This is a genomic window from Pseudomonas sp. Con_6, assembly GCF_059379395.1.
Genome location: NZ_CM182011.1, coordinates 3,665,454 through 3,687,998 on the forward strand (window position 1 = coordinate 3,665,454; position 22,545 = coordinate 3,687,998).

The 22,545-nt window shown below is 65.5% G+C and carries 19 protein-coding genes; all 19 read right to left on the bottom strand.

Annotated elements, in window-relative coordinates; genetic code table 11:
• Positions 1–3: 3 nt before the first annotated feature.
• Positions 4–621 carry a LysE family transporter gene (locus AC5QPF_RS16265; protein ID WP_494958870.1) on the bottom strand — a complete coding sequence of 206 codons (618 nt, stop codon included), beginning with the start codon at positions 619–621 and terminating at the stop codon, positions 4–6.
• Positions 618–1,259 carry an alanyl-tRNA editing protein gene (locus tag AC5QPF_RS16270; protein ID WP_494958871.1) on the bottom strand — a complete coding sequence of 214 codons (642 nt, stop codon included), beginning with the start codon at positions 1,257–1,259 and terminating at the stop codon, positions 618–620. The genes AC5QPF_RS16265 and AC5QPF_RS16270 overlap by 4 nt, the downstream gene beginning before the upstream one ends.
• A 93-nt stretch (positions 1,260–1,352) precedes the next feature.
• A complete protein-coding gene (locus tag AC5QPF_RS16275) occupies positions 1,353–2,159 on the bottom strand; it encodes an AraC family ligand binding domain-containing protein (protein ID WP_494958872.1) in 807 nt (268 codons plus the stop codon).
• Between the two features lie 27 nt (positions 2,160–2,186).
• A complete protein-coding gene (locus AC5QPF_RS16280; RefSeq protein WP_494958873.1) occupies positions 2,187–3,287 on the bottom strand; it encodes a P1 family peptidase in 1,101 nt (366 codons plus the stop codon).
• Positions 3,288–3,433: 146 nt separating this feature from the next.
• Entirely contained in the window at positions 3,434–4,267 is an 834-nt protein-coding gene (locus AC5QPF_RS16285) for a LuxR C-terminal-related transcriptional regulator (RefSeq protein WP_494958874.1), read from the bottom strand.
• A 53-nt stretch (positions 4,268–4,320) separates the two neighbouring features.
• The gene (locus AC5QPF_RS16290; protein ID WP_494958875.1) at positions 4,321–5,739 is read right to left on the bottom strand and encodes an aminotransferase; all 1,419 of its coding nucleotides are present in this window, start codon (positions 5,737–5,739) and stop codon (positions 4,321–4,323) included.
• A 36-nt stretch (positions 5,740–5,775) separates the two neighbouring features.
• The gene (locus AC5QPF_RS16295) at positions 5,776–6,879 is read right to left on the bottom strand and encodes an extracellular solute-binding protein (protein ID WP_494958876.1); all 1,104 of its coding nucleotides are present in this window, start codon (positions 6,877–6,879) and stop codon (positions 5,776–5,778) included.
• 180 nt (positions 6,880–7,059) lie between these two features.
• On the bottom strand, positions 7,060–7,761 hold the full coding sequence (locus AC5QPF_RS16300; RefSeq protein ID WP_494958877.1) for an NAD(P)H-dependent oxidoreductase: 702 nt from the start codon (positions 7,759–7,761) through the stop codon (positions 7,060–7,062).
• 15 nt (positions 7,762–7,776) lie between these two features.
• Positions 7,777–9,186 (bottom strand): aldehyde dehydrogenase family protein, encoded by a 1,410-nt coding sequence (locus tag AC5QPF_RS16305; RefSeq protein ID WP_494958878.1) that lies wholly within the window; start codon positions 9,184–9,186, stop codon positions 7,777–7,779.
• Positions 9,179–10,369, bottom strand: a complete 1,191-nt coding sequence (locus tag AC5QPF_RS16310) for an aminotransferase class I/II-fold pyridoxal phosphate-dependent enzyme (RefSeq protein WP_494958879.1) — start codon at positions 10,367–10,369, stop codon at positions 9,179–9,181. Before AC5QPF_RS16310 ends, AC5QPF_RS16305 begins: the two co-directional genes overlap by 8 nt.
• Before the next feature lie 14 nt (positions 10,370–10,383).
• Positions 10,384–11,991 (bottom strand): 5-guanidino-2-oxopentanoate decarboxylase, encoded by a 1,608-nt coding sequence (locus AC5QPF_RS16315; protein WP_494958880.1) that lies wholly within the window; start codon positions 11,989–11,991, stop codon positions 10,384–10,386.
• Positions 11,984–14,101 (bottom strand): acetate--CoA ligase family protein, encoded by a 2,118-nt coding sequence (locus AC5QPF_RS16320; protein ID WP_494958881.1) that lies wholly within the window; start codon positions 14,099–14,101, stop codon positions 11,984–11,986. The genes AC5QPF_RS16315 and AC5QPF_RS16320 overlap by 8 nt, the downstream gene beginning before the upstream one ends.
• A 10-nt stretch (positions 14,102–14,111) precedes the next feature.
• Entirely contained in the window at positions 14,112–15,272 is a 1,161-nt protein-coding gene (locus AC5QPF_RS16325) for an acyl-CoA dehydrogenase family protein (RefSeq protein WP_494958882.1), read from the bottom strand.
• A 34-nt stretch (positions 15,273–15,306) separates the two neighbouring features.
• Positions 15,307–16,098, bottom strand: a complete 792-nt coding sequence (locus tag AC5QPF_RS16330) for an enoyl-CoA hydratase-related protein (protein ID WP_494958883.1) — start codon at positions 16,096–16,098, stop codon at positions 15,307–15,309.
• A 352-nt stretch (positions 16,099–16,450) separates the two neighbouring features.
• On the bottom strand, positions 16,451–17,863 hold the full coding sequence (locus tag AC5QPF_RS16335; protein ID WP_494958884.1) for an amino acid permease: 1,413 nt from the start codon (positions 17,861–17,863) through the stop codon (positions 16,451–16,453).
• A gap of 178 nt (positions 17,864–18,041) precedes the next feature.
• On the bottom strand, positions 18,042–20,288 hold the full coding sequence (locus tag AC5QPF_RS16340) for an ATP-binding protein (protein WP_494958885.1): 2,247 nt from the start codon (positions 20,286–20,288) through the stop codon (positions 18,042–18,044).
• Positions 20,285–21,046 (bottom strand): transporter substrate-binding domain-containing protein, encoded by a 762-nt coding sequence (locus AC5QPF_RS16345; RefSeq protein WP_494958886.1) that lies wholly within the window; start codon positions 21,044–21,046, stop codon positions 20,285–20,287. Before AC5QPF_RS16345 ends, AC5QPF_RS16340 begins: the two co-directional genes overlap by 4 nt.
• A 16-nt stretch (positions 21,047–21,062) precedes the next feature.
• Complete coding sequence (locus tag AC5QPF_RS16350; RefSeq protein WP_494958887.1) at positions 21,063–21,779, bottom strand: response regulator; 717 nt, start codon at positions 21,777–21,779, stop codon at positions 21,063–21,065.
• Positions 21,780–21,885: 106 nt separating this feature from the next.
• A complete protein-coding gene (locus AC5QPF_RS16355; protein ID WP_494958888.1) occupies positions 21,886–22,527 on the bottom strand; it encodes a TetR family transcriptional regulator C-terminal domain-containing protein in 642 nt (213 codons plus the stop codon).
• Between the last annotated feature and the right edge of the window lie 18 nt (positions 22,528–22,545).

Here is a 22,545-nt window from a genome sequence, read left to right on the forward strand (position 1 = left end):
TGATCATTCGACCAGTGCCAGCCTCAGCCCCAATACCACCAGGATTCCGCCCATCGCCGCATCGATTGGCCGACGCATCCGCCCATAGAAATCACGAACCCGCCGCGTGGAAAACATCAGCGCCAGAGTCGAGAACCAGGCCAGCGCCACGGCGGTGACCACGACGACCGCCGCGACCAGCACCCAACCCGGTGCATGGGCCGGCAGGACCGTGATGAAGAAGCTGCCGAAGAAGGCCGCAGCCTTCGGGTTGGTCATGGACACCATGAAACCGACCCTCGGTGCCGGCGTGATGACGTTGTCCGTGGTGGCAACCGCCATTTCCCGATAAGGCCGTCGGGCAGCCAGCAGCAGCCTGGCGCCGAGGTACAGCAGGTAGCAGACACCGGCGATGCGGATCGCATCGTACAGCCAGGCGATCCGGGTCAGCAGCACACCCAGCCCGATCACCGCCATCGACGCCCAAACGGCAATTCCCATCGCGGTACCCAGCGCGACGCCCAGGCCACGGCGGCGGCTGGCGAGTGCATTGGAGGTCACGGCGATGAAATCCGGCCCCGGACTCACACAAGCCAGCAGCATGACGGCGGCAACGGTCAGCAGTTGAGGCACGTAGCTCATGCCTCGACCTCCACCACGTCGTAATGCACCGACAACTGGCCCTTCTTCTCCTTGGCCTTGAGGATGCGCACACCCGCTATCCCGCCGGTCGACACGACATGGGTACCGCCACAGCCATGCATGGGCAACGAACCGAAGCCGACCGTGCGCATGCCGTGTTCATCCCGCAGGTGCCGTGGCTCGTCGGCGGCGATCAACTGGTTCACCGCCTGTTCCAGCGACCCGCCGGTGATGTCCTGCGCCTGGGGCTGCCAATCGAAGACCACGCGGCACTCACCCGGCCAGTGATGCCCCTTCACCGCTCGCCACCCTGCCCGTTCACCGACGCAGGCAATCAGGTGCCCGGCCGAGTGCAACCGGGCATGCAGCAGCCGGGCCTCGGGCGCCACCTCGATCCTGACCGGGCCGAGCGGGATCGCTTGCGCCAAGGTATGCAGCACCTCGTTTTCCGTCTGCCCGACGGCCTCCACCGCGACACCGCCGATAAACCCTTGGTCGGCAAGCTGCCCGCCGCCTTGCGGGTGGAACAGGGTTTCGGCCAGGACCACCTGGTATCGGCCATCCTCCAGAGGCCGGCAATCGACGACCCGGGTTTCCAGGGTCAGTTCGTCGGAAAAGAAATAAGCACGCTGTGTCATCTATCACATCCTCAACCAGCAGGAAGGCACCCTGCTCCGAGGACAAGCGTAGGGACCCGCACAGGTGCCAGGCTTGTAAAAAATTGAGCGGGCTCAGTAGCCGGAAGGTGCAACCCCGAAGGCTTGCTTGAAGGCGCGGTTGAAATGACTCTGGTCGTAGAAACCGACCTCCTGGGCCACCCGGGCCAGGTCCCAGCGTTTCTGGCCGAGCAAGACACAGGCGTGTTCCAGACGCAGGCGCACCAGCCAGGCATGGGGCGTCATGCCGATGGTCTGCTTGAACAGCTTGAGGAACTGGAAACGCTCCAGGCCGCACAGCGCTGCCAGGTCGCAGAGGCTGATCTTTTCCGCCAGATGGCTCATGCAGTAGTCCCTGACCCACTGCCATTGGATCGCAGACAAGGTGCCCTTGACGAACTGCGGCCTGATCATCCGTGCCTGGGTGAACAGCCGGCCCAGCAACACCAGCCACTGCGACTCGGCGAACAGCGGATCGCTGCGACCCTCGCCAAGGGCCTGGTGCAACTGGATCAGTTGCGCGGCGAGTCGCTGGTCCTGCAGGACCGCGCCACCCAGCATGGGGAATTCGTCGCGTCCGGCAACCTCCTCGGTAAGCCCGGCCAGCAGTTCGGCGGGGACCCGAAACGTCTTCAACGTGTAGGATTCGGCATCGGCAAGGATGCCGTCATGCATCTCGCCGGGCGGCATCAACTGGATGCTGCCCGGCGTCAGCAGCACCGACTCGCCATGCAGGACCTGGCGTTGCACACCCTCGCTGATCAGGCCCACATGGTAGTCAAGGTGATAGTGACGGTCGAAGCGGAAACTGGAAAACCGGCCCTCGCTCAGGACAAGGCCAGGGAATTCCTGGTTGCGCCGGTATTCCACGCGATCTGCCATAGGGACCTCAGGTTTCAGGGGGTGCCACTATACCGGGTCAGCCGGTTTCCAGCCTGTCTGGTGCAACGCCGCCAGCAAGCGCTCGCCATCAAGCGCGGGCACAGGAACGCCGTCCGCCGTCTGCATGTCGACACCGGCCAGCAGGGCATTGACGATCGCCTCTTCCACCGCTTCCGCCGCCGCACTGAACAGCGGACTGATATGGTCATTGTTGACCATCGCCACGCCTTGGGAGAACGGCACGCCCTTGCGGCCGTAGCCGACTGGCGGCAGTTGCTGGTCGGCGGTGGAGAACGCCAGGAACAGGTCGCCGCTGGAGTCCTCGGTGCCGCCGCCGGTGCGGGCGATGCCGATGGACGCCCGCTGCGCCAGGCGCTGGCACTGGTGCGGCAGCAAGGGCGCGTCGGTGGCGAGCACCACCACGATCGAGCCCATCCCCGGCTCGCCACGGTGGGCGAACGGCGAAGGCAGGTCACCCAGCACCCGCCCGACCGGATAGCCATCCACTCGCAGCTCGCGGCGTTGCCCGTGGTTGGCCTGAAGCAGCGCGCCAACGGTCCATCCGCCCTGCTCCGCTGGCAACTTGCGCGACGCGCTGCCGATGCCGCCCTTGAACTCGTGGCAGATCATCCCGGTGCCGCCGCCGACTGCACCCTCGCCCACGGGACCGGACTTGGCGTCGGCGAGCGCCGCGCGGACATGCTCGGGGCGCACATGCTGGCCCCAGATATCGTTGAGTATGCCGTCGTAGGTCTCCATCACCACCGGCATGCACCAGTAGGTGGAAGGATCGGCCAGGGAATCGCGCTCGGCGGCGATCAGGGCATCGCGTGCCGTGCCGACGCTGTGGGTGTTGGTGAAGGCGATGGGCGTGGTCAGGAGCCCGGCTTCGCGGATCCATTCCAGGCCGGTGGCGTCGCCGTTGCCGTTGAGGACATGGACGCCGGCGAAGCAGGGTTGCAGGCGGGCTTCGCCTGCCCGGGGCTGGATCACAGTGACGCCAGTGCGGACCTGCTGGCCTTCGACCAGGGTGCAGTGGCCGACGCGGACGCCGGGGACGTCGGTAATGGCGTTGAGTTCGCCGGGGGTGCCGAGGCCGGTGGTGATGCCGAGTTGACGGGCGCGCATGGGGGCTCCTCTCAGAAGAACAACACATCACTTATTGAAGTGGCGCGGACCTGTGGGAGCGGGTTCACCCGCGATTGCAGTAGTGAATTCACCATCGCAATCGCGGGTGAACCCGCTCCCACAGGTCCGCGTAAGGCCCCCTTACCCTATGCCCCTGCCTTGCCCCGTCGCAACCACTCGATAAAACAGGCGAACAACTCCGACTGCGAATTGATCGCCAGCTTCAGATACAGGTTCTTGCGGTGCATGCGCACGGTCTCCGGCGAGATCCCCAGCTCGATCGCCGTGGATTTCACCGAGTGCCCTCGCAAGATCATCTGCGCCACTTCCCGCTCGCGATCCGTCAGCACCTGGCAGCCAAAGCTGTCGAACGCCGCCTGCAACCCGCCCCGCTCCACCCCGCCGCCGGCCTCGGCCAGGCAATGCAGCCCATGCCGGCGCAGCAACTCACGCACCATCGGCTCCACCGCCCGCAGCAGGTCCAGCTGCGCCGCGCTCAGCCGTGTGTTGCTGCAGCCCTGGAACAGGCTCAGGGACAGCTTGCGGTCCTCGCCCAGGTCGGCGATGAAATAGCTGTCCTCGCTGCAGCCGGTGGCCAGGTAGTAGGTCTTGTAGTAGTCGCTGTCGAAGAAATGGTCCGGCGCGATCTCCGCCAGGTGATAGAAGCCCTCGGCCAGGCCATTCTCCACCGCCAGGCAGAACGGATCGAGCAGGTAGCCAGCGGCGAAATAACGATTGAGCACTGCGTCGCGGTACTGCTCGGGAATACCGTGCTGATACAGCAACTGCGGCGCGCGGCCACGGCATTCGAGGCTGATCATCATCGATTCCACCGAGACCAGCTCGCCGATGGCCGCAGCCAGGTGAGCCAGGGCATCGGTGCGCTCGCTGTGGACGAACGCCTCCTGCAGCGCGGCATGCCAGCGCTGCAGGGTGCCAAAGGACAGGGTGACGGGTGTCTCGGGAGTGGCCTGGGTCATGCCCGGCAGTCTAGCCTGCCGGGCATGCTGGCGAACAGGTCGGCGCAGGCTGTTCATTGGTCGTGATACAGGCCTTCGGCACGCAGCTCGGCAGCGGTGTCGAGGATGCACTGGCGAAGGACCGCGACGATCTCGTCGACCTGGGCATGGGTGATCACCAGCGGCGGCGACATCACGTTCAGGTGCATGATCGGCCGCACCAGCAACCCCTTGGCCTGGGCCTTGCGGTGAATGCGTTCACCGATGTTCACCGCATCGGCGAACAGCGCCTTGCTGGCCTTGTCGGCAACGAACTCGACGCAGGCCATCAGCTTCAGGCAGCGCACGTCGCCCACCAGCGGCAGCTCGCCCAGGGTCGCCAGGCGCTGTTCCAGATAGCCACCGACGTCCTGCACATGGGCCAGCAGGTTTTCCCGCTCGATGATCTCGATGTTCTTCAACGCTGCGGTGCAGCACACCGGATGCCCGCTGTAGGTGAAGCCATGGGTGAAGCAGCGGCCCTTGCCCGGCTCGGCGATGACCTTCCAGATGCGCTCGGAGAAGATGCACGCGCCCAGCGGCAGGTAGGCCGAAGTCAGGCCTTTGGCGGTGGTGATGATGTCCGGGGTGACGCCGAACAGCTCCTCGCTGGCAAAGAAGGTGCCGAGGCGGCCGAACGAGGTCACCACTTCGTCTGCGACGAAGAGGATGTCGTAGGTCTGGCACAGCTCCCACATGCGCTTGAAGTAGCCCTGGGGCGGGATGATCACCCCGCCGGAGCCCATGATTGGCTCGGCGAAGAAGGCCGCGACCTTGTCCGGGCCGAGGGAGTGGATCTTGTCCTCGAACTCGGCCACGAGGAAGTCGAGGAACTCTGCCTCGTCCATGTCGTCCGGGGCGCGGTACGGATTGGGATTGGAGACGTGGTGGATCAGCTCGTTGGCGTAGTCGAACTCCGGCACCCGATCGGCCGCCTTGTTGCCGATCGACATGGTCAGAGTGGTGGAGCCGTGGTAGGCGTTGTAGCGGGCGATGATGTGCTTCTTCTCCGGCTTGCCGCGGCAGTTCTGGTAGTACTGGATCATGCGGTAGGCGGTATCGACCGCGGTGGAGCCCCCGGTGGTGAGAAACACGTGATTCAGGTCGCCCGGCGCCAGTTGCGCCAGTTTCTGGCACAGCTGGATGGCGACGTCGTTGGCCATGTCCGAGAACGGATTGGAATAGGCCAGGCGGCGCACCTGGTCGGCGATGGCCAGGGCCATTTCCTCGCGGCCCAAACCGATATTGGTGCACCACATGCCGCCGACGGCATCGAGGAAACGGTTGCCCTCGGTATCGCGGATATAGGCGCCCTCCCCGGCGACGATGTTCAGCGCGCCTTGTTCGCGATGCTCGTCGAACATGTGGTAGCCATGCATGTAGTGGGCCTTGTCGGCTTCCACCAGGGGATCGACGACGAAGCTTGGGTCCAGTGCTTTGTTGGGCATGCTCATGGGCAGCTCCTTGCGGTACGAAATTGAAGAGGCAGGTCAGTAGCCGGTCTTGACCGTGTTCCACACCCGGGTGATGGCGCGCATTTCCTTGGCCGACTGGCTTTTCTGGGCGAACAGACGCTGACGGGTGGCGTCGTCGGGGTAGATGGTCGGGTCGTCGCGGATCTCTTCCTTGACCAGCGCAGTGGCGGCGCCGTTGCTGTTGGCGTAGTGGATCAGGTTGGTCACCCCGGCCATGTTCTGCGGCTGCAGCAGGAACTCGATGAACTTGTGCGCATTGGCCACGTGGGGCGCGTCCTTGGGCAGGTACAGGTTGTCGAACCAGATCAGCGAGCCCTCGCTGGGGATGAAGAACTTCAGGTGGATATCCTTCTTCGCTTCCTCGGCGCGGGCCTGGGCGGTGGCATAGTCGCCGGACCAGGTCAGAGCCAGGCAGACATCGCCGTTGGGCAGGCTGGTGAGGTAGTTCACCGAGTCGAACTTGCGGATGTACGGACGGATATCCAGCAGCAGCTTCTGCGCTGCATCGAGATCGGCCGATGTGGCGCTGTGCGGGTCCTTGCCCAGGTACTGCAGGGCCAGCGGGATGACTTCGCTGGGCGCGTCCATCAGGGTCACGCCACAATCGGCGAAGCGCGCGACGACCTTCGGATCGAACAGCATGGCCAGCGAGCCGATGGGGGCATCGGGCATGCGAGCCTTGATCTTGTCGACGTTGTAGGTGACGCCGGAGCTGCCCCAGGTGTAGGGCGCGGAGAACTTCAGGCCGGGATCGTAGCCCTGCAGGTCGGCGACCACCTTGGGATCGAGGTTGTTCCAGCTTGGCAACTGCTGCTTGTCCAGCGGCTGGAACACCCCGGCCTTGATCAGCGGCGGCACCAGGGAAGCGTTGAGCATCACCAGGTCGTAGCCGGAGCGACCGGTGAGCAGCTTGGTCTGCACGGTCTCGTAGCCGTCGAAGGTGTCGTAGATCACCTTGATGCCGGTGGCCTTCTCGAAATCGGCCAGGGTGGTTTCACCGATATAGTCGGTCCAGTTGTACAACCTGAGCGTATTGCCGGTGTCCGCTTCGCCGGCCAGCGCGACCGTTGCCGCGCCTGCCAGGAGAAAACTGCCGATCACCTTTGGTGCCTTGCCCATAGCAACTCCATCGTGTGACTGCTCGGAATGAGCCGGTGGAATCACTATCGGGGGTTTGGCTTGAGGGGGACATAACCCGGATGGGGGGGTGGTCGTTTTTGGGTATGTCCACTTGATCTTACGAACGACGCAGGACAAATGTGGGAGGGTTCATCCGCTCCCACAGGGTCCGCGTTGCTTTTACTTCAGGGGGTACAGCGCCTCATCGAACTGCGCCAGCTTGGGAAACTCCAGCGGCAGATCATCCGATAGATGCTCCAACCGCACCCGGTAATCCTCCAGGAAGCCCTTGCGCGCCTCGTCGCTGATATAGGGCACATGCCAGGCCACGAACGGCGGCAGCACGTCATAGCCGACATACGCCAAAGTCCCGCGCAGGATTGGCCGCAGCATGTCCTCCAGCGGCCCATGGATCGCGCCCTCGCCGAACATATGCTCGCGCCCGCCAAGGGTTACCGTCACCAGCGCCCGCTTGCCCGCCAGGCCTCCCTGGTCATAGAAGCGCTTGCCGCCATAGCACACCCCCGACACCAGCACCCGGTCGATCCAGCCCTTGAGCATGGCCGGCGCGGAGAACCAGAAGATCGGGAAATTCAGCACCAGCAGGTCGGCCCACAGCAGCTTGTCCAGCTCCTGCTGGATATCCGCGGCGATAGAACCACTCTTCACTCCCAGCCGCTGCTCCAAGGCATACACCAGATACTCGGGATTCTCCCGATGGCCGAAATCGGCCGCACTGGCCACCGGGTTCCAGCCCATGGCATAGAGGTCGCTGACCTTGACCTCATGGCCCTGCGCGCGAAAGGTCTCGGCCGCCTGGTCACGCAGCGCGGCGGTAAAGGATTGCGGCTCGGGATGAGCATGGACGATCAGTACATTCATGAATAAATCCTTGGTTCAGACCTGCACGGCCTTGATCTCGACAAACTCGCCCAGCCCTTCCTCGCCCCACTCGCGACCGTTGCCGGACTGCTTGTAGCCGCCGAACGGGGCGCGATAGTTGAAGGCGGCGCCATTGACGAAGCACTGCCCGGCACGCAGTTGCCGCGCCAGCTCCACACCATGCTCGCGACTGCCGGCCCAGACCGCGCTGGACAAGCCGAACGGCGAATCATTGGCCAGCGCGATGGCCTGGGCTTCGTCGCGATAAGGCATCAGGCACAGCACCGGCCCGAAGATTTCCTCCTGGGCGATGCGCATGCGGTTGTCGACATCGGCAAAGATCGTCGGTGCCACATAGAAACCGCGTTCCGGCACCAGCTCAGCGCCGCACACCAGACGTGCACCTTCCGCCTTGCCGACCTCGATGTACTCGCGCACCGTGCGCCGCTGCCCCGCCGAACACATCGGCCCGAGGAAGCTGGCCGGATCGCGGGGATCGCCCATCACCAGCGCCCTTGCCTCGGCCGCAGCGATCTCCACCGCCTCGGCATAGCGCTCGGCGGGCAGGAGCATACGGGTCAGCGCCGTGCAGGTCTGCCCGGAGTTGATCATCACGTCCTGCACGCCATGGCGTACGGCAGCGGCGAGATCGGCGTCCGGCGTAATCAGGAACGGCGACTTGCCGCCCAGTTCCAGGCACACCCGCTTGACCGTCGGCGCAGCGGCCTGGGCCACGCGCACGCCGGCACCGGTGGAGCCGGTGAAGGACACCATGTCCACCAACGGATGCCGTGCCAGCGCCTCGCCGACCTTCGATCCCGGCCCGCTGACCAGGTTGAACACCCCTGGCGGCAGGCCGATGGCGTCGATCATCTCCGCCAGCAGGAAGGCATGCAGCGGGGTTTCCTGGCTCGGCTTGACCACCACGGTGCAGCCGGCAGCCAACGCCGGGGCCAACTTGCCGATCAACTGGTGCAGCGGGTAGTTCCACGGATTGATGAAGGCACAGACGCCCACCGCCTCGCGGTACACCCGCGAATTGCCGACTTCATGCACGCGATCCATCAGCCCGGCCAGCTCGACGTACTGCTCCAGCCCTTCGATCGGCCCGTCCACCTGCACGCTCTGGCACCACTGCACCGGCATGCCCAGCTCGGCGGTGATCACATCGGCCATCTCGCCGGCCCGGGCCCTCAACTGCTCGGCCAGGGCCCGGATAAAGCCGGCACGCACGCTGGACGGCGTCCGCGACCAGTCGCTGAAGGCCCGGCGCGCCGCCTGCACGGCGCGCTCGACGTCCTGCTCGTCACCCAACGGCACCCGGCCGATGACGCTTTCGCTGGCCGGGTCGATGACCTCGGCCATGCCCTGCCCGCTCGGCGCACGCCAGGCGCCGTCGAGATACAACAACGAATACTCACGCATGGGTCCGGGACTCCATCAATGCCGCGGCACAGCGCGCGATACGGCCGCAGGCGTCGCCCAGCTTGTCGCTGTCCAGCACCAGGCCCAGGCGGATATGCCCGGCCGCGCTTGGCCCGAAGGCTTCGCCGGCCAGCGCGGACACACCCTCGGTCTCCAGCAATTGCAAGGAAAATGCCTGGGCACTGAGGCCGGTGGCGCGAATATCGACCATCACGAACATGCCACCGTCGGGCTTGATCACCTTGAGGCCAGGGCTGTTGCCCAGGCGCTCGCAGACCAGATCGCGGCGCTGGCGGTAGGTCTCGCGCATGCTCTCCAGCTCCGGCAACTCCTGCTCCAGGGCCACCACGGCGGCGTCCTGGATGAAGTCCGGCAGGCCGTAGAGCATGCACAACGCGAGGTTTTCCAGGTGCGCGGCCAGCTCGCGGGAGCCGACCACCCAGCCAACCCGCCAGCCGGTCATGGCGTGGGACTTGGACAAGCTGTTGATGGTCGCGGTGCGTTCGGCCATGCCCGGCAGGCTGGACGGGCTGACGTGCTCGCCGGTGTACAGCAGCTCGCTGTAGACCTCGTCGGACAGCAGCCACAGGTCATGGGCGATGCACAGCTCGGCCAGAGCTTCCCAGGTGGCACGCGGCAGGCTGGCACCGGTGGGGTTGTGCGGGCTGTTCAGGGCCAGAGCGCGAGTGCGTGGAGTAATACGAGTGGCGACATCCGCCGGATCGACGCGGAAACCGTTCTCCGGACGCACCGGCACGGTCACCACCTTCGCCCCGCAGGCGCCGAACACCGCCTCGTAGGTAACGTACATCGGCTCGGGCACGATCACCTCGTCCCCCGCCTCCAGCACGCACTGGGCCACGCAGAACAGCGCGCACTGGGCACCGGCCAGCACCGTGACCTGCTCGGCATCGACCTGTTGCCCGCTGCGTTGCTGGTGGCGACGGGCGATGGCCTGGCGCAGGGCCTGCTTGCCGCGGATATCGGAATAGTGGGTATGCCCGCTGCGCAGGCTGGCGACGGCTGCTTCGACTATCGGCTTGGGCGTGTCGAAATCCGGATCACCCACGGACAGCAACAGCACGTCCTTGCCCTCGGCCTGCATGGCCAGGGCGCGGTAGTGAATCTCCCAGGCGGCGGCACCGTCACCGGCGATACGCTGGGTCAGACTGGAAAAACGCATGGCGAAGCTCCTATTCAGCGGGCACAGGCGTGCTTGAGTTCGATCAGGGTGACGCCGTTGCGAGCGAAGCCCGTGCGCAGTTCCCGTTGCAGCTCGTCGAGGCTGGCCGGTTGCGCCACATGGCAGCCGAACGCCCGGCCAAGGCCGGCGAAGTCCGGGTTGCGCGGCAGCACGCCGATCGGCTCGATATCCAGGCCGAGCATGTCATCGCGGATCTGCCCGAGGGCATCGTTGTTCCACAACAGCACTACCAGCGGACGCTCCAGCTCCTCCACGGCGGTGGCCAGTTCCTGGGCGGTGTAGAGAAAACCGCCATCGCCGACCAGCACCAGCCCCGGACGTCCGTTGCCGCCAAACATTGCGCCGATCCCCGCCGGTAGCCCGTAGCCCAAGGTTCCATAACCAGTCGGATGCAGCCAGCTGCGCGGCGCGCGGCTGGCGAAAGCATAGTTGCCGGTGTAGGCCAGTTGGGTCATGTCAGTGCTGATAAAGGCGTTTTCCGGCAGTTCCGCCGCCACCCGGTCGAGGATCGCCTGGTGGATGCCTTGCAGCGACCCGTGGCCGGCGCGAATGGCCTGGCGCAGGCCGGCCACCACCTCCATGGCCGCACCGGCCTCGCGGCGGATGTCCGGCAGCTGTTCGAGAATCCCCGCCAGGGTCTGCCGGGCATCACCGTGCAGGGCCAGGGCGCAGGGATAGAAATCGTTGAACTTGCGCGGGTCGATATCCACCCGCAGCAGTTCGCCGTTCAGCGGCAGGCGCTCGCGCCAGAAATCGGTGTCGGCCATCTCGGTGCCCACCGCCAGGACCACATCGGCCTCGGCGATCAGGTTCCAACCCGGCTCGACGCACAAGCTGGAACCGGCATTCAGCGGCGCCTCCGGCGGCAGCAGGCCCTTGCCGGCGACGCTGGTGAACACTGGTGCGGCCAGGCGGGTGCTCAGTTGCTCCAGTTCGGCCGAAGCCTCGATGGCACCGCCACCGGCGATAATCATCGGTCGCTTCGCCGCCGCCAGGCGCGCGGCCGCCTGGTCCAGCAGTTCCCGGGTTGGCACGCCACGGCCCGGACGACGCACCACCTCGTTGCTCCAGTCACGGGCCACCGGCGCGGCCAGCACGTCCAGCGGCACGGAAATATGCACCGGCCTTGGCCGCTCGCTGTCGAACACCGCCCAGGCGCGGGCGATCAGTTGCGGCAGGTCTTCGGCGCTGAGGGCCACGGCGGAAAACGCGGTGATCGGCGCGGTCATGGCGCGCTGGTCCTGGGTTTCGTGCAGGCAGCCCCAGCCCTTGCCCAGGCTGGCGGTGTGGTTGACGCTGGAAATCACCAGCATCGGCACCGAGTCGGCATAGGCCTGGCCGATGGCGGTAGCGGCATTGGTCACGCCCGGACCGGTGATGACGAAGCACACTCCCGGCTTGCCGCTGACCCGGGCGTAGCCGTCGGCCATGAAACCGGCGCCCTGCTCATGACGGGTGAGGACATGGCGGATGCCGCTGCCGGGCAGGCCGCGGTACAGCTCCAGGGTATGCACGCCGGGGATGCCGAACACCGTATCGACACCGTAGTTGGCCAGCAGCCGGACCAGGGCCTGGCCGCCGGTCAGGATGGATTCATGCATGTTCGTCTCCTTGTACCTGGCCGAGGCGGATCAGCGCGTCGACCGCGGTGGTGCCCTGGGCACCGACCATCAATGGGTTCACATCCAGCTCCAGCAGGCGTCCGGCGTTCTCGCAGGCGTAGTCGGCCACGGCGCGGATCGCCTTCACGACTGCATCGAGATCGGCTTCGGGACGGCCGCGGAAGCCCTGCAACAACGCGGCGCTGCGCAAGCCGAGCACGGCTTGGCGAATCGCCCCGTCGGTGGTCGGCAGCAGCAGGCTGGTGCTGTCCTTGAGCAGTTCCACCAGCACGCCACCGGCGCCGATCACCAGGGCCAGGGCGAAATCGTTCTCGCGCTTGATGCCGACGATCAGTTCGGCCAGCGGCGCTTCGGCCATGGGCTCCAGCAGGACGTGCGCGAACGGCACGTCCGGGGCGTAGGCGGCGATACGTTCACGCATACCTGCCACGGCGCTGGTCACGGCCTGGGCGTCCTTGAGGTTGAGCGCCACGGCACCAGCCTCGGTCTTGTGCGGCAGTTGCGCGCTGACGGCCTTCAACACCAGCGGATAGCCGACACGGGCAGCGTCTTCGGCCGCCTGTGCCGGGGTGCTCAGCACGCCCGCCGGCACGTTCAGACCAAAGGCACGCAGCGCCTGTTTCGATTGCCATTCATCCAGCAGCTCGGCCTCGCCCGCCAAGGCTTGCGGGCATAGCGGCACCCGTGCCGATTCACCGAGGGCCAGCAAGCGCTGGCGGTCCTTTTGCCAGGCGACGATGCGTCCCCAGGCCGCCAGGCCATCCTCTACACCTTGCAAGGCCGCGATGCCGTGCGCATGCAAGCGTTCGCGGGCATGGGACGGCAGCAGCTCCGGCAGCGCCGAGGTGACGAAACCGGTCTTGCCGTGGCGTTGCAGCGCCGCGCAGAACAGTTCCAGGATCAGGTCGCACTCCTTGCGCTCGCCGGTGAACTCGGCGGGATAGTCCAGCACCAGCATGGCAGCGTCGGCTTCGCTGGTGAGGACGGCGTCGAGCATCTGCCGCAGCGCGACCTCGTCGCCCCAGATGGCCGTGGTGAAGTCCAGCGGGTTGACCAGGTTGGCATAGCTCGGTAGCACGCCAGCCAGCTGTTCCACCTGCCCGGCATTCAGCTTCGGCAGTTGCAGGCGATTGCGTTCGGCATAATCGGCGATCAGCCCGGCATCGCCGCCGGAACAGGCCAGCGCCACCAGCCTGTCCCCTGTCGGCAGACGGCCGCAGGCAGCAGACTTGAGGGTCTCGATAAAGCTCACCGGACCGCTGACACGGATCACCCCGAGGCGACGGAACAGGCTGTCGTAAAGGGCATCGGAGCCGGACAGCGAGCTGGTGTGACTCAGGGCCAGCTCGGCACCGATCTGCGACACGCCGGTCTTCAAGGCAATGATCGGAATGCCCTTCTCCAGCGCCTTGTGCGCGGCGCGAGCAAAGCCCGGCACATTCTTCAGGCCTTCCAGGTGCAGGCCGATGGCGGTAACCCGTGGGTCATCGAGCAGCACGTCCATCAGTTCCGCGACGCCCAGTTGCGCCTGGTTGCCCACCGAGGCCATGTAGGCCACCGGCAGCGAGCGGTCGCTCATGGACAGGTTGTAGGCGAAGTTTCCGCTCTGGGTCAGCACCGCCACGCCCTGCTCCACCTTGCGCCCGCCATGGGCTACCGGCCACAGGGCAGCGCACTGCAGGTAGTCGAGCAGCCCGTAGCAGTTGGGACCGAGCAAGGCCATATGGCCGGCGGCGTCCAGCAGTTGCCGTTGCAACTGCTGGCCTTGCTCGCCGGTCTCGGCGAAGCCCGAGGCGTAGCAGATGGCGCCACCGGCGCCCTTGGCGGCCAGTTCGCCGACGCATTGCAGGGTCAGTTCACGATTGGTGGCGATGAAGACCGCGTCCGGCCCGCAGGGCAAGTCGGAAACGCTGGCGACGCAGGGCACGCCGTCGATACTGGCGTGCTGCGGATTGACCAGCCACATCTGCCCGGCGAAACCGCCCTCGGCGCAGCGCCGCAGGGCCCGGGCCATGCTGCGCCCGCCGATAAAGGCCAGGTGCCGAGGAGCCAGCAGGCGCTTGAGGTTGTCACGAATCAATGGCGACATGACGGTCTCCTCAGCGCAGCAATGGCCGCAGCAGCTCGCGGGAAATGATATGGCGCTGGATTTCCGAGGTGCCTTCCCAGATCCGCTCGATCCGCGCGTTGCGCCAGATGCGCTCCACCGGCCCTTCGTCCATCAGGCCCATGCCGCCGAAGATCTGCACCGCCTCGTCGGCCACCTTGCCCAGCACCTCGCTGGCGAACAGCTTGGCCATGCCGGCCTCGCCGTCGGTCATGCTGCCCTGGTCCATCTTCCAGGCAGTGTGCAGGGTCAGCAGCTCGGCGGCGCGGATCTGCGTGGCCATGTCGGCGAGCTTGAACGACACACCCTGGTAGCTGCCGATGGCCTGGCCGAACTGCTTGCGGTCCGCCGACCATTGCAGCGACAGGTCCATGGCGCGCTGGGCCTGGCCGACGCAGTTGGCAGCGACCATCACCCGCCCGGCGGTAAGCCAGGCGTTGGCCACTTCCCAGCCCTTGTCGACTTCGCCGAGGACCTTGCTCGCCGGCACCCGGCAATCGTCGAAGAACAGCTCGTAGGTGTGGTAGCCGCGGTTGCTCACGCATTTCGGCCCTCGGCGCACCGTCATGCCCGGGGTGCCGCGGTCGACCAGGAAGGCGGTCACGGCATTGCGCTTGCGACCGTTCTGCTCGTAGGTGTCGGTGACGGCGAAGACGATGGCGAAGTCGGCGTGGCCGGCGTGGCTGATGAAGTGCTTGCTGCCATTGATGACGAAGTCGTCGCCTTCGCGCACGGCGCGGGTCTTGATGGCATTGGCGTCGGAGCCGGCGCCCGGCTCGGTCAAGGCGAAGCAGTCGGTCTTCTCACCCTGCACGCAAGGGATCAGGTAGTCGTCGACCTGCTGACCCTTGCAGGCCATGAGTATCTTCGAAGGACGGGCGACGAACACATGCAAGGCCCAGGAGACCTTGGACAGCTCACGCTCGACCAGGGCCTGGGACAGGTAGTCGAGGCCGCCGCCACCGACTTCCTCGGGCATATTGAAGGCGTAGAAACCGGCGGCGATGGCCTTGCCGCGGATCTGTGCGGCCAGCTCCGGCGACACGGCGTCGGCGCGGTCGACTTCTTCCTCATGGGGCAGCAGCTCACGGGTCACGAAGCTGCGGACCGCTTCCACCAACATTTCTTGTTCTTGGGTCAGTTGGAAATTCATTGCTAAACGTCCTGAAGAAGTTTCTGTAAGTGCTTCATTTACCGTTGAATACAGGTGCACGACGCTCCACCGAAGCGCGCAGCGCCTCGGCGCCGTCCTGGCTGCGCCCGCAGAGCAGGCCAGCAGCCAGTTCCTCACGCAGTTGCTCGGCCAGAGTGCGTTGGGCGCCGTCGCGGATCAGGCGCTTGGTCTGCACGTAGGCGAAAGTCGGGCCCTGGGCCAGGCGCGCGGCCAGTTCGGCGACGTGGCCGGTCAGTTGCTCGTCAGCCACCACTTCACCGACCAGGCCAGTGGCCAGAGCGCGTTCGGCGCCCCACAGCTCGTCGAGGAACAGCAGGCGCTTGGCCTGTTCCGCGCCGATCAGCCGCGGCAGGTGCCAGCTGGCGCCAGCATCGGGGCTGTAGGCCATGCTGGTGTAGCCGGCCTTGAACCGGGCCGAAGCGCTGGCCACGCGCAGGTCGCAGCACAGCGCCAGGTCCATGCCGCCGCCCACTGCGGTGCCGTTGACGGCGGCGATGGTCGGTTTGTCGAGGCTGTGCAGGCGCTGCATCAGGGCGTGGGCGGTCTCGGTCCAGCCGTAGCTTTCGAGGATGCCGCGAGCTTCGGCGTCGGCCCATTCGGCAAGGTCGGCGCCGGCACAGAAGCTGCGGCCGCTGCCGGTCAGCACCACCACGCGAACGGCGGGATCGCCATTGAAGTCATCGAGCAGCGCGTGCAGGTGCTTGAGGGTGGGAATATCCAGCGCGTTGCGCTGCTCAGGGCGGTTGAGGGTGATCCAGGCTACGCCAGCTTCGACTTTGCTCAACAGGGGCGACAGGTTCGTCATCGCAAGCCTCGGTGTTGTTGTGGTTTGGGTGAGGTATGGGAGGAGATACTAAACGAGTGTTCAGCAAGGCGGCAATTGGCTGCATTTCTCATGTAACAGAGGAGATTAATTAGATATCTATTTGTTTTTATTGAATTTAATTCTAGCTAAAGAGCTTTCTCAGGTCGGGCTGTTACAACTTTGCACAACTCATGTCAGGGGGAATTTGCAGCGTTCTCAAGGGCCAATCGCTGGCAAGCCAGCTCCCACAGGTTCACCGCTGCTCTCAAGCGCGACGGGGTACCTGTGGGAGCTGGCTTGCCAGCGATTGAGGTTTAGGTGATGGAACAGGAAAGTCACATAACTAATTGATTTATATGCCAGAGGTCTCTGGAATGAATTGCCCTTGCCGCTTCCTGTTCACCAGGAAGTACGCCGCATAGCACACCGCAATGAACCCGAACCCCCAATACAACGAAGGCCGCTGCGTCTCATCCATCGCCAGGAACACGAACAGCGAGCTGCACAAGGTGATGCACAGCAGCGGCACCAGCGGGTATAGCGGCGCGCGGTACTTGAGGTCTTCCAGCTTGCCGCCCTCGCGCAGGAAGGTCTTGCGGAAGCGGTACTGAGCCAGGGCGATGACGATCCAGGTCACGGTGCCAGACATGCCGCTCACCGCCATCAGCACCATGAACAGCGTGTCCGCCGCCACGAAGCTGGTCATCAGCGACACCAAGGCAAAGCACAGCGTGATGCACAGCGCCCGCAGCGGCACGCCACGGCTGCTCAGCGGCGACAGGCTGCGCGGCGCCATGCCGGTCTTGGACATGGCCCAGAGGATGCGCGTCGAGGCATACAGCCCGGAATTACCCACCGACAGGATGGCGGTGAGGATCACGAAGTTCATCACATCGGCGGCGAACGGGATGCCGACCATGTCGAACACCTGCACAAACGGGCTTTCCATCAGCCCGGCCTGCTGCCACGGCACGATCGCCGACAGCACCAGGATCGCCAGCACATAGAAGATCAGCACGCGGAACACCACGTTGCGCACAGCACGAGGAATGCTCTTCTCCGGCTGGTCGGTCTCGCCGGCCGCCACGCCCATGATCTCGCAGCCCTGGAAGGCGTAGACCACGGTCATCATCACCGCGAACACCGCCGAGATGCCGTTGGGGAACAGTGAGTCGCCGATCAGATTGTCGAATTTCGGTGCCGGCGCGCCGCTGGACAGCGGGATGCCACCGAACATCACCAGGATGCCGATGACGATGAAGGCCAGGATGGTCAGCACCTTGATCCCGGAGAACCAGTACTCCGCCTCACCGAAGGCACGGGTGGCCAGGGCGTTGAGGCCGAACAGCACCACCACGAACAGCGCCGACCAGTACCAGATCGGCACTTCGGGGAACCAGCGGGTCATCAGCATGCCAGCGGCGGTGAATTCCAGGCCCACGGTGGTGGCCCAGCTCATCCAGTACACCCAGCCGATCATGAAGCCGGTGGCCGGCCCGATATAGCGCGTGGCGTGGGCCTGGAACGAGCCTGACACCGGCATCTGCACCGACAGCTCACCCAGGCACACCATGACCAGGTACATCAGCAGCCCGGCCACCAGGTAGGCCAGCACGGCCCCCATCGGTCCGCCCTGGTTGATGGTCACCCCGGAGCCCATGAACAGCCCGGTGCCGATCACCCCGCCCAGGGACAGCATGAAGATATGCCGACTCTTCAGGGCACGGGTCAGGTGGATGCCCTGACGTTGGTTGGACTCACTCATCACGGCCACCTCCCGGCAAGGTGGCAGGGAAATCAGCTTTACGGCATTTCATTATTGTTATCTCCAATAAGCCTGACGGACCGCGGTGTCCACGGTTGCCGTCGATTATTGGAAAGGGATGTAAGGCGCCGTTGTCCGCCAGGATCGAAGATGTAAAAAGTCGTAACGTTTCTGTACGTCAGCTCTGGATCAGGCGTTTCAGCATGGCATCGGCCTGTTCGACTTGGCCTTGCAGGCGATCGGTCAAGGCGTTCAGCGCGTCATGGTCATGTTCGCGGGCGGCAATTTCCAGTTCGCCCAGCACCGCAGCCAGCCCGCGGAAACCGAGGGAATCGCTGCTGCCCGCCAGGCGATGAGCCTGATGGGCGATTTCCGTGTGATCGCCGGCCTGCAATGCCTCGATCAGGATCGGGTAATGCTGCTCCAGGGACTGGCGCAACACCGCCAGCAAGCCCTGCACCTTCTGTTCGCCGAGCAAGGTGCGGTGAGTCTGCAACAGCGACCAGTCCATCTCCGTGGCTGCGGACAGCTCATTGACCGTCGTTTGGGCCAGGGCCTGACGCAAGGCTTCGAGGCGCAAGGGCTTGGCCAGCACACCCTGCATCCCCGCCTCCAGGTACACCGGCACCTGCGCCGGCTGCACCCCGGCGGTCAGGGCCAGGATACGCACGTCGCGGTTCGGCCCTGGCGTGGCGCGGATCCACCGGCACAGCTCGACCCCGCTCATGCCCGGCAGGTGCACGTCCAGCAGGATCAGGTCGAACCGTTTTTGCGAGCAGCGCTCCATCCCTTGCGTGCCGTCTTCGGCAAAGCCGACCCGGTGGCCGTCGCGCTCCAGCAGGCCGGCAGCAACCTCGCGATTCAGAACCATGTCCTCGACCACCAGAATATCCAGGCTCGCCAGGGGCGCCGGCGCAACCGGCGCTGCGCACTCCCCGCCGTCGAGCAGGTCCAGCTCGAACCAGAAGCAACTGCCCTGCCCTTCGACGCTGTCCACGCCGATGCGGCCGCCGAGCCTTTCCACCAGATGCTTGCAGATCGCCAGGCCCAGGCCGGTACCGCCGTAGCGCCGCGCCACCGCCTCGCTGGCCTGGGTGAAACGCTCGAAGATCCGCGCCTGCACCTCGGGCGCGATACCGATGCCGTCATCCCTGACCGTCACCCGCAGGCGCTGGCCGTCCGGCAGCTCGCTCAGCACCCGCACCTCCAGGGTCACCTCGCCGTCCTCGGTGAACTTGATCGCATTGGCCAGCAGGTTGCTCAGCACCTGGCGCAGGTACTGTTCGGCACCGTATTGGTGCTCGGCCAAACAAGGGTCGAGATGACAAGTCAGCAGATCGTGGTTTGCCGTGGCCCGCGGCTCCAGCAAGGTGATGACCTCGGCACACAGACGGCGCAGGGAGAAATCCACCTGCTCGGGATGGCTTTCGCCTTCTTCGAGGCGGGCGAAGTACAGCACCTCATCGAGAATCGCCAGCAAGCCCTCGCCCGCCTTGTGCAACGCTTCCAGGCGCTGCAGCTCGCGGCCATGCAAGGCCGCGCCGCGCAGCAGCTCGGCCATGCCGAGGATGCCGTTGAGCGGCGTGCGCAGTTCGTGGCTCATGGTGGCGAGGAAACGCGACTTGGCCAGGTTGGCCGCTTCCGCCTCGTCCTTGGCCCGGGCCAGGCTGGCGGTGCGCCGCTCGACCATGGCCTGCAATTCGTCGCGCTTGTCCTGCAGGGCCAGGCGGTCCAGCTCGCGGCGCTCGATATCGCTGAGGATGGCCCGGCGCATATCGTCCAGGGCATGGGCCACGGTGTCGATTTCATCGCCATTGGCCGCCGGCCGGCGGTCCAGGCGCAGCGGTTCCTGCCACTGCCCGGCACCGACCCGCTGGGCGAATTCGGCCATGACCTGCAGGTGCCGGGTGACCAGGCGGTAGAACAGCCCCGACAGCACCACTGCCAAGCCGCAGAGGAACACCCCCATCCACAGCAGGCTGGTCAGGCCGGTGGCGAACAGGCGGCGGTGCACGGCGCCGAGGTCGATGCTCACTTCCAGCTCGCCGAGATGGCGCGGCGGTCCGGACGGTGGCTGGTAATCGAGGGGAAAGCGTTCGATCCGCAACGGCCCCAAGGGCTCAGCCTCGCCACGCAGCAGATTGAAGTCGTCACTGCTCAAGCGCACCCGGGCAACATCGGAAAAGTCCACCAGCCCGCGCAACTGGGTGTTCAGTTGCGCCTCGTCGAGATCCCACAGGCTGCGCTCCAGGCTGGCCAGGTAACCGACGCGGATCAGTGCCATGCGCGACTCGATATCGCGCATCTCGCGGCGGTATTCGAAATACAGTTGCACCGAGCTGGCCAGCACGGTGAAGCACAGGCTGAACAGCAGGATATACAGCAGCAGTCGGCGCAGCAGGCCGTCGGCGCGCCAGCGGATCATGGCGCGTTCGCCGGCAGGCGGATCATGTCGCGGTAGGTCACTTCGCTTTGCTCCAGCCAGCGCTCGATTTCGCCTTTTTCGGCCATGCGGCGCAGTTGCTGGTCGATCTCCGCCATGCGCGCGCTCAGCGGCGAACGCTTCGATACCGCGACCCGCAGGTAGTCGACGCTCAGCACCCGGGGCAGCGCGACGATATCCCCGGCATCGGGCAGGCTCTCGACGAACAGTTGGCCGGTGCGCCGCTCCTGAACCACGAAGTCGATGCGTCCGCGAATCAGCTTGCCGAAATTCTGCCGGCTGGACGACACCCACTCGATGTTCTGGTGACGGGCGACAAAACGGTCGAAGGCCTGGCCGTAGCTTTCGCCGAACAGCAGGCCGCCACGGTAATTGGCAAGATCGTCGAGGCGTTCGAAGTGCACCGGGCGCTGGCGGTTGACGAAGACGGCGACCTCCTCGCGCACCACCGCCTCCTTGGAAAAACGCATGCCCAGGTCGCGCTGGTCGCTGTCGTAGGCCAGCACCACGTCCACCCGACCCTGTGCCGCGTCCAGAAGGCAACGCTTCCAGTTGCCGAGAACGACGATCTCCACCTCGTAGCCCAGACGCGCGAACAGCTCGCGCACCACCGTCGGCGCCAGGCCGCGGACCTGGCGGCCATCGCTCCAGGACACCGGCGGGTACACCGGGTAATCGCAGTAGCGCACCTTCTCCGCGGCCATCACCGGCAGGCCGCAGAGCATCAGGAGGACCGCCATTAGCCGACGCATGGGCTCAAGCCGCCACGCTGGCGGTGAACAGGTAGCCGGTGCCGTGGATGGTGATGATCAGTTGCGGTTCCGCCGGGTCGTCGTGCAGCTTGCGCCGCAGGCGGCCGACCAGCACGTCGATGGAGCGGTCGTTGGGCACCCATTCGCGGTTGCGGATCTGGTCCATCAACTGGTCGCGAGTCAGCGTGTGGCCGCTGTTGCGCAGGAACACGCTGAGCAGCTGGAATTCGCCATGGGTCAGCAGGGTCTCGCCGCCCTGCGGGTCGATCAGGCGCCGACGGTCGCTGTCCAGGGCCCACTCGGCGAACTGCTTGAGGGTGTGGTGGCTGGACGACGCCTGCGGCGCGATCTGGGCGGCGCGGACCCGGCGCACCAGGTTCTTGGCACGGGATACCAGTTCGCGAGGATTGAGGGGCTTGATCACATAGTCGTCGGCACCGCATTCGAGGCCAACGATGCGGTCGATATCGTCGTTACGCCCGGTGATCAGGATGATGCCTATTTCCGAACGCACGCGCAGTTCGCGGGTCAGGGTCAGGCCGTCCTTGCCTGGCAAGCGGATATCCAGCAGCACCAGGTCGACCGTGTGGCTGGCGAGGAATGCCTCGGCCCCCTCGGCGGTATCGGCACAGTGGACTTCGTAGCCTTCCTGGGACAGGTAGGCGTGCAGCAGCTCGCGAATCAGCGGATCGTCGTCGACGATCAGAACCCGAGGCGTCATTGCGGTTGTCTCTTGTTATTGGCGTTGGACGATGACACGCGCAGGCAGCGTAACCGTTGCTGAACGAACGATCAACAGCCCGCAGGATCCGCATCGCGCTTTCGGTCTAGGCGACGATCTGGACGAAACGCCGCCGCCCGCCGGCCTGCAGGCCATCGACCCAGGCCTCGCAGATCTGCACCCCCTGATCCCGGGTAAAGGTTCCCGGGTTCAACCCGGACTCCAGCCACAACCCGTCGAGCAAGGCACTCAGGCTGATGGCCGCCAGGTCGGCATCGAAGTTTTCCCAGCCCTCTTCCCTGGCCAGCTCGGTCAGCGCCCGGCTCAGGGTACTGCGGTACTCACCATAGGAGTGATCATGCACCTGATTGATCGCCTCGGCCGTCTTCACCGCGCCCCAGAACGCCAGCCAGGCGTCCAGCAACTGCGGATCGAGCAATTCCTCGCAGAACGAGGCACGGAAGAACGCCGACAAACGCTCGCGGGCATTGGGTGCGGCCTGGTCCATCGCCTCGCGAAGCAGCCCCATGACCCGCCCGGTCACCGCCAGGTAGGCCTCGGCCACCAGTTCGTCCTTGCCCGAATAGTGATGACTGATCAGCCCCACCGAGACCCCGGCCTCGGCGCAGATCTTGCGGATCGAGGCGCCCTGGAAGCCATGCTGCTTGAGACAGGTCAGGGTCGCCTCGACCAGCCTGGCCTTGCGCTCCTGCGGCAGCATGCGTTGATAACGGGCTTCCTGGTTCATCGGCGGTTCTCGTTGTTG